At 36.9% G+C, this 15,002-nt stretch carries 10 protein-coding genes and 3 pseudogenes; 3 read left to right on the top strand and 10 right to left on the bottom strand.

The window, feature by feature from the left end; all coding sequences use genetic code 11:
• Positions 1–420: 420 nt before the first annotated feature.
• Together H526_RS0123340 and H526_RS31945 are read right to left on the bottom strand one after the other, a co-directional pair.
• The gene (locus tag H526_RS0123340) at positions 421–591 is read right to left on the bottom strand and encodes a hypothetical protein (protein ID WP_155839761.1); all 171 of its coding nucleotides are present in this window, start codon (positions 589–591) and stop codon (positions 421–423) included.
• Between the two features lie 536 nt (positions 592–1,127).
• On the bottom strand, positions 1,128–1,310 hold the full coding sequence (locus tag H526_RS31945) for a hypothetical protein (RefSeq protein WP_025740674.1): 183 nt from the start codon (positions 1,308–1,310) through the stop codon (positions 1,128–1,130).
• 178 nt (positions 1,311–1,488) lie between these two features.
• Here H526_RS31945 and H526_RS32415 point away from each other — a divergent pair.
• The 3 genes and pseudogenes from H526_RS32415 to H526_RS29955 form a co-directional block, all read left to right on the top strand.
• Positions 1,489–1,746 (top strand): annotated as a pseudogene (locus H526_RS32415) (Arm DNA-binding domain-containing protein); the annotation flags it as partial.
• A gap of 33 nt (positions 1,747–1,779) precedes the next feature.
• Positions 1,780–1,977: pseudogene (locus H526_RS32585) on the top strand (phage integrase SAM-like domain-containing protein); the annotation flags it as partial.
• A gap of 3 nt (positions 1,978–1,980) precedes the next feature.
• Positions 1,981–2,610 (top strand): tyrosine-type recombinase/integrase, encoded by a 630-nt coding sequence (locus H526_RS29955; protein ID WP_342667699.1) that lies wholly within the window; start codon positions 1,981–1,983, stop codon positions 2,608–2,610.
• A gap of 37 nt (positions 2,611–2,647) precedes the next feature.
• Here H526_RS29955 and H526_RS29950 read toward each other — a convergent pair.
• The 8 genes and pseudogenes from H526_RS29950 to H526_RS0123290 all read right to left on the bottom strand — a co-directional run bounded on the left by H526_RS29950 (position 2,648) and on the right by H526_RS0123290 (position 14,907).
• Positions 2,648–3,432, bottom strand: a pseudogene (locus H526_RS29950) (M90 family metallopeptidase).
• 85 nt (positions 3,433–3,517) lie between these two features.
• The gene (locus tag H526_RS0123320; protein ID WP_025740675.1) at positions 3,518–4,162 is read right to left on the bottom strand and encodes a hypothetical protein; all 645 of its coding nucleotides are present in this window, start codon (positions 4,160–4,162) and stop codon (positions 3,518–3,520) included.
• A gap of 71 nt (positions 4,163–4,233) precedes the next feature.
• Positions 4,234–4,446, bottom strand: coding sequence for a heavy-metal-associated domain-containing protein (locus H526_RS0123315; RefSeq protein WP_025740677.1), 213 nt, complete (start codon positions 4,444–4,446; stop codon positions 4,234–4,236).
• Between the two features lie 20 nt (positions 4,447–4,466).
• On the bottom strand, positions 4,467–6,725 hold the full coding sequence (locus H526_RS0123310) for a heavy metal translocating P-type ATPase (protein ID WP_025740679.1): 2,259 nt from the start codon (positions 6,723–6,725) through the stop codon (positions 4,467–4,469).
• Positions 6,726–6,919: 194 nt separating this feature from the next.
• Positions 6,920–8,884 carry a heavy metal translocating P-type ATPase gene (locus H526_RS0123305; protein ID WP_025740681.1) on the bottom strand — a complete coding sequence of 655 codons (1,965 nt, stop codon included), beginning with the start codon at positions 8,882–8,884 and terminating at the stop codon, positions 6,920–6,922.
• 47 nt (positions 8,885–8,931) lie between these two features.
• On the bottom strand, positions 8,932–9,345 hold the full coding sequence (locus H526_RS0123300) for a Fur family transcriptional regulator (RefSeq protein WP_025740682.1): 414 nt from the start codon (positions 9,343–9,345) through the stop codon (positions 8,932–8,934).
• 16 nt (positions 9,346–9,361) lie between these two features.
• On the bottom strand, positions 9,362–10,564 hold the full coding sequence (locus tag H526_RS0123295; protein WP_025740683.1) for an efflux RND transporter periplasmic adaptor subunit: 1,203 nt from the start codon (positions 10,562–10,564) through the stop codon (positions 9,362–9,364).
• Entirely contained in the window at positions 10,564–14,907 is a 4,344-nt protein-coding gene (locus H526_RS0123290; protein ID WP_025740685.1) for a CusA/CzcA family heavy metal efflux RND transporter, read from the bottom strand. The genes H526_RS0123295 and H526_RS0123290 overlap by 1 nt, the downstream gene beginning before the upstream one ends.
• Between the last annotated feature and the right edge of the window lie 95 nt (positions 14,908–15,002).

Here is a 15,002-nt window from a genome sequence, read left to right as displayed (position 1 = left end):
CAATACAAATGTCTTCAACCCTTTTTTACGTTCTAAAAAAATTTAAATGAGTTCAGTATTAGTAATTACGGAAAATCATGGATTCCAGGACTTTCCATTAAGAAACCATGGTACTATTCTTGTCTAATTCTAAAAATCGTTTTACTTCCCATACTTGAAATACTTCTTCTTAGATAAGCTCTATATAGTCCATCAGAATCCCATCAACCCAACTGATATAGAGGTCAACTTGATCCAGAATAATAGAGATCATTGCTTTAAAAAAAAGTAAATTTAAAAATGAACAGGTTATCTTTTTTATTTAAAGAGGTAGGTATCCGGTAGTATAGATATTGCCATATTTTCCGCCATTTTGATAAAGGAGCTTAGCTCAGTGTATCATGGTTAATCTAGTAGATATAAGAATCATAATGTGAATACTTATAAAATTGAATTCATAATGTTTTGATAAGTATCAGAATTAGGGTTTACTTCATAAGCGAATTTAGCAGCTTTTTTGCCCAATGAATCTTTTTTAATTTTTTTAAATTTATAATGATAATGTATTACATCGACTCTTGTTAGTTTATATTCTTTTATTGTTTTCAACACCTTTACTATTTTTGCAATCAAGAACAAACCTTGTTTTAATTTTATATGTTGATTCCAATCATCGAAATGAGGATTTAAAGTTATAAAGTCAAGTCCTCTGTTTGGGTATTGTAGCTGACTATATCCTGTTACAAGGGTATCTCTTTCCCTTTAGCTCCATTGCAAGGCGCATAGCTAACAACTAAATTCTTTGAAAGAAACATCCATCCAGGATAAGTATCTTTAGAAATAACATGTTCCAGGTGTTCATAGTGACCATTAAAATCAATTATTCATCTACAAAAAGCACATCTCTCTTTTTGAAATCTGAAATACAATTTCTTAATGTTTAGCTTAAAATTTACTTGAACATTATTTTGCCTATCCCAATCCCCTTTAACAGCTACATCATCTTCGAAAAAACCCAGATTATCATTATTATAAACATATTTTTTATCTATTAAAGAATATTTAATATCACCTATATTTTCTAATTAGCTTTTCCATTACTTCTCTTAACGGATCTTCTTTAGACAATTTATCTAAGTTCAAATCAATCAACTCTTTAACTTTTGAGTTATAATACTTGAATCATCTTCAAGTTCGCTAATCGCAATTAAATCTAGTACCTCTCCTATTTTGTTAGCAACAAAATAATTTCTGGTTGTGGGAGCTCGAAATACTTCTAATAATAATTGTTCTGCTGACATATTGCACCAAAGAAACTCAAAAACATTCATTTTCAATGATTTATACGCTTTGTCATTTTCTTTAAAGTCATTTCACATCAGTTGATTTCAGCATTTGTTGTACCTATGTTGTACCTAATTTGACTTTCGTACTCAAAACAAGTCAATTATGTCATCAAATGCAAAAATAGTTCTTTGTAAAAAACCGAACAGTTAAGGTCAATATCCATTAGCTATTCGAATTTCAAAAAACCGTCGTTCTACCTATCAATATGTTGGTCATTATATTGATATAGAGGAATGGGACGAAAAAAATCTTAGGGTAAAAAAATCAAATCCAAATGCCAATAGCCTAAACAAGCTATTATCACAACAACTTTCTGATGCCAATAAGGCACTTATTGATTTACAATCCGAATATAAAGATGCCTCAGGGAATTCCTCAACTTTCTTTGAACTGGCGCAAGAGCATCTGGACGAACTGTAAGTTGCCGAAAAGTTAAACTGTCTATCCACGGACAGCGCGTTGATTAGTTATATCGTAAAATATCACAAATCCAAACAACTTTCATTTCAAGAAATTGATGAGCGATTTCTTGAAAAATTGATGATATACCTCAAAGTTAAGCACGGCCTTTCAGAAACTTCAATAATGAATATCCTTGTTTTAATCAGCTTGTTGTTCAACAGAGCTATAAAGCTAAAAATAGTCAGCAGGGAATTGTATCCTTTTGGTGGTGACCAAATTAAAATCAAGTTTCCTGAGATTACAAAAATAGGGTTGAGCATTATTGAAGTAAGAGCCATTAAAGCCTTAGATTATCTAACCCGTAATGAAATTCACACAAGAAATGTTTGGCTATTCAGCTTCAATTTTGCAGGAATGCGGGTTACAGATATACTCTGGACAAAGTGGTCTGACATATATGACAATATGCTTCATAACGGAATGAATAAAAACTCAAAACTACTGTCCTTAAAAATTCCAGATAAAGTTCTAAGAATTTTGGATTTCTACAGAGATGATAAAAGATATGCTACCGATTTTGTTTTCCCTGAATTGAAAAAGGCCAATCTCGATGATGCAAAAGACATTTATAATAAAAGAAAAACGGCAACTAAGAAATTCAACGACAACTTAAAATCTATTGCCAAAAAAGCTAAAATAGACAAGAAGATAACAATGTATATCGCCAGACATACTTTTGGCAATATTGCCGGTGATTCCATTCATCCTTTAATGTTACAAAAACTATATAGACATAGTGATTTGAAAACCGCATTGAATTATCAGGCAAATTTTATCCATAAAGAAGCAGATGATGCTTTAGATAGCGTTGTTAACTTTTGACCTATTCCGAAGTAAACTACTCCCTTTTATGTGTAAACTACTTTTGAGATAGGCTTACTAATTTCTGATTAAAACATTTAACCAACATCTTGTATAATTCAGGATGTTTCTTTTTAAGCAAACCTGGACGTTCAAAAAAAACTCTGAAGCAACGGCAAAGAATTCAACTTGATTAATGTCACCATATTTTCGGATATCAAAGTGGTTATCATTTATCGCTTCCATTTCTTTATGGATTAAATTTAACCAAGGTATTGCGTATTGATGTTCTAATAGCCGTTCTAGCACACCGTCTGTTCTATCGTCCAACTTATCTATTAGATGTACAAATTCGTGTATTCCTGTATTACTTTTATCGGTTGTATTTTTAAAGCCGTGGTACAATGCTTTTTTGGAAAGTATCATCTGTTTCTCGAACCTTCCATTCCCAACGATTCCACCAATATTCCTTGAGTTATCCTTACTTCCAAATTGCATATCCTCATTAAAATTATCTGGATACAAAAGGATGCCACTTAAATTTGTGTAGTACCATTCTTTGAAGCCAAAAACAGTGATTACAGCGCTTGCTGCAATTAAAATCTTGTCCAATTCTTCTAATTCAAACTGCACAGCATCAATATAGACCTCACTTAAAAATAGCATCATTCGTTGCTGAAAAATAAGTTGCCTGTCTTCTGAAAGATTTCGGTAATAGAGAACATTCTCCATTAATAACTTGTGCTAGTGCTCTGAAAATGATTCTAAACTTTTTCTTTTTACTATTGAAAACAAATAAATGATAACAATGACAATCAATAAAAAAAATATAACAAAAAGCATCAAAAAGTAGTTTTCAAAATATAGTTATGTCTAAATTTATCCTTCTGTTAGAATGAGGTTTTAGGATGAAAAAAGATGTTAAAATCTATTTCGAATAATCCTTTAAAAGATAGTTCCAATGTCGCTTTTTGAATAGTCCTATGTACAAATAAAGGTTCAGTTTTTTTGCGTTCAATTTCTTGTTAACTTTTAAAGAAGATGAATTAAAATATGTGATTATACTATAAAGATGATTTATTCCATGTTCTTCTAATAGTTTATAACAATGATGTCTTAAAAAAGGTGCTAAATTTTTTCCTCGATAAGCCTGAAAGGTATAAACATTTAACAAATAACCTTCATTATCTTTAAGTGTAAAAGTCCTCTTTTTAAATACAAAATCCTCCAGTTCAACAAATAATAGAGTGGCAATCTCATTCTCTCGTTTGAGCCCGATGCACAATTGCCCCCTTTTCATATCAAGTTTCAATTGATTGGAATTCAACCCCATGTTGTTATCCATGATCAAAACATCTTCTAATTCAAGATAAACCATTTCATAGTCCTTGAAGCTATCTGGTATTTTCGGTTCGTCACAACCGTTCTTCACTTCCTTGAACCAATAATAAGGTTCTATATCAATTCCAATTCGTAACAATGCATTTCTCAAAGTAAATAAAAATAATCCATGACGAATTCGATACCACAATAACTTGACTTTATAGAATTTACTTTTTTCAACTACTTTCATAAATTATTTATTTAAACTTACTTTGAAAGAACCTTCTTTTTTAAAGCTTGCCAGATTTTAAAGAAAATTAGTTAATCTATTGATTCTGCTTTAAATCCCACTTTTTGCAAAGTCGCCTTTACATCTTCTTCGGTTGCACCATCGCTTTCGATAGTTAGGATTTTATTAGGATTGGCAGTATCTACTTCCCAACTTTCTAAACCTTCTTGTGTGTTTAAAAAAGGGGTTACTTTTGATACACACCCACCACAATTGATATTTGTTTTAAATTTTAAAGTTTTCATTGTATTGATTTTTTTTATTATTAAAGTTTTACTCGTTTAAGTCTTAAGCTATTTGCAACTACAGATACACTACTGAATGCCATTGCTGCACCTGCAATCATCGGGTCTAATAAAAACCCGTTTACAGTATAAAGAACTCCTGCTGCAATTGGAATACCAATGATGTTGTAAATGAATGCCCAAAACAGGTTTTGCCTAATCCCAAGAACGGTTTTCCGGGATAGTTTCAGTGCTTTTGGAATAGACTGCAAATCTGATGTTATCAAGGTCATTTTTGCTACATCCATTGCTATATCCGAACCTTTGCCCATTGCAATACTCACATTGGCCTGCGCCAAAGCGTGCGAATCGTTGATGCCATCACCAACCATTGCGACTATCTTTCCGTCTGCCTGTAATTTTTCAACAAAAGATGCTTTGTCGGAAGGCATTACTTCGCCTCGGTAATTTGTTATTCCTACTTGTTTTGCAACAGCTGATGCGGTTTTATTGTTATCTCCCGTGAGCATATAGACCTCGATGCCCCTTTCTTGAAGCATAGCTATAGCTTTTTTCGAAGTTTCTTTAATCTTGTCTGCAATGGCCAGTATCGCGAGCACTTGATTTTCGTTACCAAAGAATATGACTGTTTTTGCTCTTTCTTCGAGACTTTCTGCTGTTTGCATTAAAGTAGCGTCGATTTGAATATTCTTTTCGACAATTAGTTTATGGTTGCCCACATAATATTTTGAATCATTCTCTGATTGTGCCTTTACACCTTTTCCTGTAATGCTTTCGAAAGAAGAGATTTCTGCTTGTTCAATATTTTCTTCTTTCAAATGATTAACGACCGCTTCTGCCAAAGGATGCTCTGATTGCCCTTCAATAGCCAAGAGAATTTCCTTGTATTCATTTTGATTTTCAAGCTTATCGTTCCAGAGTATGTCGGTTACCAATGGTTTTCCTTCTGTAATTGTCCCTGTTTTATCAAGGATTACTGCATTCACTTTATGGCCAAGCTCTAAACTTTCGGCATCCTTTATCAAAATATTGTTTTCCGCTCCCTTGCCAATACCCACCATTATGGCGGTAGGCGTTGCCAAGCCCAAGGCACAGGGACAAGCGATAACCAACACGGCTACAGAGGTCAATAAAGCTTGTGAAAAGGCATTGTCGCCACCTACTGACATCCAGACGATAAATGTTATAATGGAAATACCCAATACCACAGGAACAAAAATACCGGCAATCTTATCGACCAGTTTTTGAACGGGTGCCTTACTCCCTTGTGCTTGCTGAACCATTTTAATGATTTGGGAAAGCAGGGTTTCTCCACCTACTTTTTTAGCGGTAAATTGAAAACTTCCTTTTTGATTCACCGTACCAGCGAAGACCTTTTCCCCTTGGGATTTCTGAACTGGAACGGGTTCTCCCGTAATCATACTTTCATCTACATACGAGCTACCTTTTGAAACTTTGCCATCCACAGGAATCTTTTCTCCGGGACGTACCAAAATGGTCTGACCCACCTGTACGGATGAAATAGGGGTTTCCCTTTCTTCCCCATTCTCAATGATTTTAAGGGTTTTAGGTTGAAGACCCATTAGTTTTTTGATAGCCGAAGAGGTATTTGATTTTGCCTTTTCCTCCAATAGTTTCCCCAAGGAAATAAATGTAATAATCACAGTAGCCGCTTCGTAATATACGTGAGGCTCGATGCCACGACTTAACCAAAATTCAGGAAAAAAGGTGTTGAACACACTAAAGAGGAAGGCGATTCCGGTACTCAAAGCCACCAAGGTGTCCATATTTGCTTTACCGTGTTTGGCCTGCTTGAAGGCATTGATGAAAAAGCTACGCCCAAACCAAAAAAGAATGGGAAAGGCCAATACCAAAGAAATCCATTTGCCTGGTTCCCATTGCATATAGAACATTCCCAGTACAAAAATGGGTAGCGTAAGTATCGCCGACCAGATAGTACGGTTTTTTATATCCTGATAATGCTTTTGCTGAAGTTCTTGTTGTACTTCCGAAGGGTCTTCGGCATCTATTATAATATCATAACCCACCTCACGAAGTGCGTTTTGAAGTTGATTAGGGTTCAACCCCTCGTCATACTCTACCAGAACAGAACTGTTTGCGAAATTGACGCTTGCATCAAACACACCTTCTGTGTGTTTTAATACAGATTCGACACTTGCTGCACAAGAGGCGCAGGTCATTCCCGTAACAGGAAATGATTCTTTCACACCCTTTTTATGATTCTTATTTTCGGTTTCAAATATACTGAATGCCTCCATAAACCCATTCTTATTTGTATGTTACAAATTTCAGGATTAAAAGAGTGTAATGTATTACGTTATATGCTGAATGATTTGTAGAATTTGCTGAATTCGTTACATTTTAAAAAGAGGTTGTTATTTAGTCAATCCCTTAAAAAATGATAAGTTTAGTTTCAGTACTAATAGATGCTTTGGTTTCTCATTATGAGACTTTAGTTCCAACTCATTCGCTGTAACCTAACAGCATTCAAAATTGCCAATAATGCCACTCCAACGTCTGCAAAAACAGCTTCCCACATTGTTGCTAAACCACCTGCCCCTAAAATCAAGACAACCAATTTAACTCCAAAAGCCAATATGATATTCTGCCATACAATTTTTCGAGTAGAACGACTTATTTTTATAGCTCTAACTACTTTTGACGGTTGGTCGGTTTGAATGATTACGTCTGCAGTTTCAATAGCCACATCACTTCCCAAACCACCCATCGCAATCCCCACGTTACTTGCGGCTAAAACAGGTGCGTCATTGATTCCATCGCCGATAAAGGCCACTTTATTTTCTGGATTTTTCTTCAAAATTTCAACCTCATTTAATTTATCCTCTGGTAATAGGCCGCCTTTTGCTTTTTCAACATTTAATTCTTTTGCAATTTGTTGTGTTATGGAATCTTTATCACCTGAAAGCATTATAATATTTTTAATACCTACTTTGTGTAATGCTGAAATCGTTTCTTTGGCATCTTCTTTTAATTCGTCTGCTATCACCACATAACCAGCGAACTTATTATCTATTGCTACTAATACAATAGATTCTACAATAGATTCGGTTTCAGTTGGAACATCTATAGCATTCGCTATCATTAATGCTTTATTTCCTACTAAAATAGCTCTACCATTTACAACACCTTTTAAGCCTTTACCTGCAATTTCAGAGACTTCCTTTGCTTCAAAGTCTTCACCATTTTCTTTATACTCCATAATGGCTTTTGCAATAGGATGCGTGGATTGTTCCTCCAGAGCCATTAGGTATTTCATAAATTCAGATTCTTCCCAACCTATAGCTTTAATTTCCTTGATTTTGAAAACACCTTTGGTAACTGTTCCTGTTTTGTCCATCACCAAGGTATTTATTTTGGTCATCGCATCTAAAAACGAAGCACCTTTAAATAAAATACCGTTCTTTGAAGCTGCGCCTAATCCACCGAAATAACCCAATGGAATAGAAATCACCAATGCGCAAGGACAAGAAATCACCAAGAATATTAAGGCTCTGTAAAGCCAATCTCTAAACACATAATCATCAACGAAAAAGTAAGGTAGGAAAGTAACTCCAATAGCCAAAAACACAACTATTGGTGTATATATACGAGCAAACTGCCTAATGAATAATTCCGTTTTGGATTTACGTGCCGTAGCGTTTTGAACCAAATCCAATATTCTGGCTATAGAACTATCTTCAAACTTATTAGTTACTTCAACTTCAATGACACTTTCTAAATTGATACTACCTGCATATACTTTGGCTTCTTTTAAAATAGAATCCGGTTTGCTTTCTCCCGTTAAGGCTGCAGTATTTAATGATGCTTTTTCAGATAATAGTAACCCATCCAACGGAATTTTCTCTCCTACCCGAATTTGAATCTTTTCTCCAATATTTACATCTTCTGGCGACACACTAGTGTAATCACCATCACGGAAAACATTAGCTTCTTTTGGGCGAACATCTAACAAGGCTTTGATATTACCCTTTGCTCTTTTAACTGCAGCATTTTGGAATAGTTCACCAACTGCATAAAATAACATTACAGCTACGCCTTCGGGATATTCACCAATTACAAATGCGCCAATAGTAGCAATAGACATTAAAAAGAACTCTGTGAAGAAATCACCTTTTTTTATACTTTCCCACCCTTCTTTCACTACAGGAAATCCAACAGGGATATAGGCTATAACATACCAAAGAATACAAATCCAACCAGAAAAACGTGGAAAGACATCAAAATAATCAATCGCAATTCCAGCAATCAGCATTACAAGACTAAAAATAGAGGGTAAGTACGTTCTAAAATTGAATATTGCATCAGGACTATGATGGTTATGACCGCTATCGTAACTGTGTTTGTCTTGGTGTTCTTTAGGTTTTAAGTCGCGTAAATTTATTTTTTTCTTTTTCATAATCTGTGCAAATAATTAAAAATTGTAGTGCAACGGAAGTGCATTTATTAAGTACTGCATTTCTCGCAAATTCCCTTTAACACTAAATTGGCATCTTCAGCCACATAGCCTTCTGGCAAATTAATATTTGGAATTTTATGTTCGGTAAGACAAACGGTCTCATTACAATTATTGCAATGAAAATGTAAATGCAAATCCTGTTCGAGTTCACAATTGCATCCTGTTTCACAGAGCGCATATTTTTGAACGCCCGTACCATCATCTATTTGGTGCACTACACCTTTCTGTTCAAAAGTTTTTAGGGTTCTGAATAACGTTGTTCTATCTGCTTTCGCAAAAGCGTTCTCAATATCCGTGAGGGCAATGGCAACTTCGCTTTCAGCCATATATTTATAAATCAAAATACGCATTGCCGTTGGGCGAACGCCATTTTCCGTAAGTCTTTGTTCTATTTCTTTCATTATTTAGTCTTATTTATCAATGTCCGTGTTCTTCAGATTCACCTTTTTTCATTTCTGCCATTAAATAGTAAGCATTGTTAAATGCGTATTCTACATTTGATTTTTGTTCTGTTAGAAAGTCAATGGCAATCCATTCTCCATCTTGAGTACTCTTTATAACTTCATAAGGCATAAAAGCCCAATTATCACCTTCCTTTTCAGCTGAAAACACAAAGAACCTGTTGCCATCAGCAGCTATGGCACTCTCGGGCATTGCCAATGTTTTAGTGTTGTCAGTTTGAATGCGTCCCTGGATATACATTCCGGGAATCAGGTTCCCTTCCTTATTTTCAATTTCAGCGTGTACATGTATTGCTTTTGGATTCTGTTCAAAAGTCTTTCCTACGGAATAGATTTCTGCGGTAAGTTCCTTGCCAGGAATGGATTGAACATTGAAAGTGATTTTCTGCCCTTCCTTAACCTTATATACGTCCTTTTCAAAAACCATTAAATCTGCGTGCACGTGATGCGTATCTACAATTTCCATTAGGTCGGTCTGGGGTTCTACATATTGGCCTGTTTTAATTTCTACCTTTTGTACAAAGCCTTCAATAGGACTTCTAAGTGCTACCCGCTGATAAATTGTTCCGTTTCTTACGCCTGAGGCACTAATGCTCAGCTGTTTTAGTTGAGCTTCCAATCCGTTAGCCATACTTCGGGATGCTTGATATTCGGCTTCTGCCTTTTGAAAATTTGCACCGCTGCCAACACCTGCTTCGTACAGGGTTTTTTGCCGTTCATATTCCTTATTGAGAAACTGGCTATTACTATAGGCGTTGAGGTAATCCGTCTGTTTTTGAATGATATTGGGGTGTGATAGATAGGCAACTGTTTGCCCTTTATTGACCTTATCGCCTTCGATAACCTCAATGGAAACTACATTAGCACCAACCACCGTAGTTATAGTAGCTTCGTTTTGTGGTGGGACTTCCAACTGACCATTGGCTTTCACGTACCCACTCATATTTCGCATTGGTAAGGTATCGATTTGTATTTGTAATGCATTAAACTGCTTTTCTGTCAATAGCACTTCCTCGGCCTCACCTTCGGAATGCTCTTCTTTCATTTCAGAATCTGTCTCTTTATTTTCTGCGGCACTACTTTTCGAATCGCCACAAGAGGCAAAGCCTAAAAGCATTGTCAGTAGTCCTATAATTGTGTATTTAGATAGATTTTTCATTATTGTTTGAAATATTGTAGTTCAAAAACTGATTTTAGGTAATTGTCGAGAGCGGCCAGCGCATCCATTTCGGTCTGTATGGCGTCCCTTATGATTTGAGTGAAAGCTGCGTAATCAACTGCACCTTCTCTATAAGCTAATAACGCGCCCCGTCTTTGCTCTCCGGCAAGTGGCAACGCTTTATCTTTATAAAATTGCCAAGATACTTTCCACTTTTGATAGGCTTGTACGGCTTGTCGATATTCTGATTGCAATTGGCGTTTTACAAAGTCCGCATTAGTCTTGGCAATTTCACTGTCTATTTTAGCGGCCTTGGCTTGACTTCGTTTTGTTCCAGAGAATAGGGGAACAGATATTCCTGCTTGATAAGTGTAAAACCCGTTGCTTCCATTTACTTGTTGTAATCCGCCTTGAAGATTTAGATTTGGTAACAAATCAGAACGAGCAGCTTTATAGCCAGCTTCGGCTTCGTCGATTCGCTTTTGTGAAAGTTCCAGTTCGGGATGATTCTTTATACTTGCGGATATTCCCAATACAGCAACTTCACTTTCGTCCAGTGTGTCGGGAACGGTGTAAAAAGTATCGGAAACCAACCAAAGGTTAAGCTTTTGCAGCGCAATGGCATAGTCGCTCTCGGCCTGTTGCAGTTTATTATTGATTTGCAACGCCTGATTGGTTGCAGATGAATATTCCAATCTTGAAATAGCCTCTACCTTATAATTGAGTTCGATTGCTTTTTCAAACTGTGAATAGATAGAATCCAGTTCACGGTAGAGTATAAATTTCTGTCTTTGTTGGTACGCTTGAGACCACGCCTTTTTCACTTCCTGTTCCACTTGCAGTCCAGAAAGGTTGAGCGCAGTTTCTGCCAATGCAATTCGCTTTTGCTGTAAACGCTTCTTTGCACCAATACCAAATAGATTGATATTCTGCTGACCTACACCCACTAAAGTGTAAATACCTTGACCATCGTTTACTTCCTCACCGCCTGTAAAAACTTGGGTGTTCCCTAAGTCATACGCTGTGCCTTTAAGGGCGTTCTGTTTTTGAATTTCCAACTGTTTTGTTTTCAATAGCGGATAATTTTTCTTTGCAATTTCCACTGCTTGTTTAAACGAGATAGCAGGTATTGCATCACTATCTTGAACTTGTTGCGCATTGGCGAAAGCCGAAGTAAGTAGTAAGCACAACATCGCTGTTGCGGTTACGAATTTAGGATTGAGCTTCGTCTTACGTTCAGAACGCTTTTCTACCCATTGATAAAAAATTGGAAGGATAAAAAGGGTCAATAATGTTGAAGTAATTAATCCACCTATAACAACAGTCGCCAATGGTCGCTGTACTTCAGCTCCTGCAGATGCAGAAACGGCCATAGGCAAAAAACCAAGTATATCGGTAAAGGCCGTGAGCATAATAGGCCGTACTCTTCTTTTTGTTCCCTCTACAATACGTTCTTTGAGATCGGTAACACCTTCCTCTTTCAACTCGTTCAGTCCACTAATCATCACCAAACCATTCAGTACAGCAACACCGAATAATACGATAAAGCCGACACCCGCGGAAATGCTAAATGGCATATCCCTAAGCCATAGGGCAAAAACACCACCGATAGTAGCCATCGGTATAGCCAAATAAATCATCAAGGTTTGTGGAAAAGATTTTAATGCAAAGTAAATCAGGATGAATATTAGCAATAATGCAATAGGAACAACGGTCTGCAATCGGTCACTTGCCCTTTCTAGATTCTCGAATGCACCTCCATAGCGTATAAAATACCCTGGTGGTAAATCAAGATTTGCATCCAGTTTATCCTTTATCTCATTGACTAATGATTCTACATCCCGTCCACGGACATTTACACCCACATAGGTTCTACGATTGGTATTATCCCGGCTTATCTGCATCGGTCCTGGTGTGTATTCGATATTTGCCAATTCTTGAAGTGGAATTTGTGAACCGTTTGGTAAATTGATGTATAGATTTCTGATGTCGTTGATATCTGTACGGTTCTGCTCATCGAGTCTAACGACCAAATCGAAACGCTTTTCGCCCTCAAAGATGACACCCGCATAACCCCCTGCAAAAGCAGATTGGACTATCATATTGAGTTGGTCAATGCTCACACCGTATTGCGCTAGTTTATCGCGATTGTACTTTATGGTCATTTGAGGTAATCCCGAAGTAGCTTCCGCCCTCATATCGCCTATACCATTAGTGCCAGCTATGATTTTGGTAATCTCATCCGCTTTGGCAGCAAGTACATCAATATCCTCACCATATATTTTAATAGCAACATCCTCGCGTATGCCTTCCAAAAGTTCATTAAACCTCATTTCAATAGGTTGGGTAAACTCATAATTGACACCTGGGATAATGCTTACCACTTCCTTCATCTTATCTATAAGTTCATCCTTTGAATCAGCTGACACCCATTCGTCCTGTGGTTTCAGTATAACGAATACATCTGCAAAGTCCATCGGCATCGGGTCAGTTGGTACTTCAGCCACACCGATACGACTCACAATTTTTTCCACTTCAGGAAATTCAGCCTTTACAATGCGTTCTACTTTAGTAGTTGTCTCAATGGTTTCGCTGAGCGAACTACCGGGTTTAAGGATGGCGTGGAAGGCAATATCACCCTCATCCAATTGTGGGATAAACTCGCCGCCCATTTTAGAAAATACAAATACGGCTACAGCGAATATGGCAACTGCAATACCCACAACCCACTTTCCTTTTTTCAAGGCTCGCATTAAAAGGGGTTCATACTTATGTTGTACCCATTGCACAAAACGGTCGCCCCAAGATTTTTTTTCCGTTTTGGGTGGTTTTAAAAATAAGGCTGACATCATAGGCACATAGGTTAGACACAGAATCATTGCCCCCATCATCGCAAATATGAATGTTAATGCCATTGGCTGGAACATCTTTCCTTCTACACCTTCCAATGCTAAAATGGGAAGGAATACAATTAGGATTATCAACTGGCCGAAAAAAGCAGCATTCATCATCTTTTTGGATGCATCGGCAGCGATTACGTCTCGGTCTTCCTTTTTTAAAGCTTTCTTTTTAAATATATAACTACCCATAAGAAATACGCTTGCTTCCACAATGATAACCGCGCCATCGACAATGATTCCGAAGTCGATTGCCCCTAAACTCATTAGGTTTGCCCAGACGTTAAAAACATTCATAAGTATAAAAGCGAATAATAAGGATAGCGGTATAGTAGAAGCTACAATCAATCCACCACGCCAGTTACCTAGCAAAAAAACCAAAACAAAAATTACGATGAGTGCACCTTCCAGTAGATTGTTGCGCACTGTACCAGTAGTTTCGTTTATAAGCTTACTTCTATCCAATAAAGGTTGAATGACAACCCCTTCAGGTAAAGATTTCTGTATTTCGGTCATTCTTTCCTTCACTCGGACAATGACCTCATTTGAGTTTGCACCTTTAAGCATCATTACCAATCCACCAACGACTTCACCTTCACCATCCTGTGTCAATGCTCCATAGCGTACGGCAGAACCAAAACGTACATCGGCAACATCACTTACGGTTATTGGTATACCATTTTCATTTTTGATAATGATTTTTTTAATGTCATCAAGGTTGCGTACCAAACCTTCGCCACGGATAAAGTTGGCTTGGTGATTTTTTTCGATATAAGCACCACCTGTATTTTTATTGTTGGCTTCCAAGGCTTCAAAAACATCAGTAATGGCAAGACCGATAGCCTTTAGCTCATTGGGGTCTACGGCTACCTCATACTGTTTTATTTTTCCGCCAATGGCATTGATTTCAACAACCCCTGGAACCATTGCCATTTGTCTTTGAACAATCCAGTCTTGCATCGTACGTAAATCGGACAAAGAATATTTATCCTGAAACTCAGGTTCAACTTTCAGGGTATATTGATATACTTCGCCCAAGCCTGTTGAAATAGGTCCCATAGACGGTTGCCCTAGTTCTTCGGGTATCTGCTCACGAACTTCAGTCAGTTTTTCGGAAACAAGCTGACGTGGTAGATACGTTCCCATATCATCATCAAATACCACCGTAACCACGGAAAGTCCAAATCGTGAAATCGAGCGGATTTCCTTTACATTGGGCAGATTGCTCATAGCAACTTCTATTGGATAGGTAACGAATTGCTCGATATCCTCTGTACCCAGATTGGGCGATTGTGTGATGACTTGCACCTGATTATTAGTAATATCTGGTACGGCGTCAATAGGAACTTGAGTCATACTATAGATACCTGCACCGATGAGTGCCAAGGTTAGCAGACCAATTATAAATTTGTTATTGATTGAAAAATCAATGATTTTGTTAATCATAGAATGAAAAGGGTATTAATTCAGTTTACATTCGCGTTGAACACTTAGAGTACAATGCAACGCACGACCTTGATATATCCAAATTGGGATACATC

Source organism: Aquimarina latercula DSM 2041, from assembly GCF_000430645.1.
Taxonomy (GTDB): Bacteria; Bacteroidota; Bacteroidia; order Flavobacteriales; family Flavobacteriaceae; genus Aquimarina; species Aquimarina latercula.
The sequence above is the reverse complement of the archived record's forward strand: the minus strand, read 5'-3'. Positions and strand labels throughout refer to the sequence as shown.

What these genes read in the sequence shown, in the direction of transcription:
- H526_RS31945 (WP_025740674.1), bottom strand. Translation starts at nt 1,310, where the DNA reads ATGAATGTTTTTGAGTTTCTTTGGTGCAATATGTCAGCAGAACAATTA.
- H526_RS0123320 (WP_025740675.1), bottom strand. Translation starts at nt 4,162, where the DNA reads ATGAAAGTAGTTGAAAAAAGTAAATTCTATAAAGTCAAGTTATTGTGG.
- H526_RS0123315 (WP_025740677.1), bottom strand. Translation starts at nt 4,446, where the DNA reads ATGAAAACTTTAAAATTTAAAACAAATATCAATTGTGGTGGGTGTGTA.
- H526_RS0123310 (WP_025740679.1), bottom strand. Translation starts at nt 6,725, where the DNA reads ATGGAGGCATTCAGTATATTTGAAACCGAAAATAAGAATCATAAAAAG.
- H526_RS0123305 (WP_025740681.1), bottom strand. Translation starts at nt 8,884, where the DNA reads ATGAAAAAGAAAAAAATAAATTTACGCGACTTAAAACCTAAAGAACAC.
- H526_RS0123300 (WP_025740682.1), bottom strand. Translation starts at nt 9,345, where the DNA reads ATGAAAGAAATAGAACAAAGACTTACGGAAAATGGCGTTCGCCCAACG.
- H526_RS0123295 (WP_025740683.1), bottom strand. Translation starts at nt 10,564, where the DNA reads ATGAAAAATCTATCTAAATACACAATTATAGGACTACTGACAATGCTT.
- H526_RS0123290 (WP_025740685.1), bottom strand. Translation starts at nt 14,907, where the DNA reads ATGATTAACAAAATCATTGATTTTTCAATCAATAACAAATTTATAATT.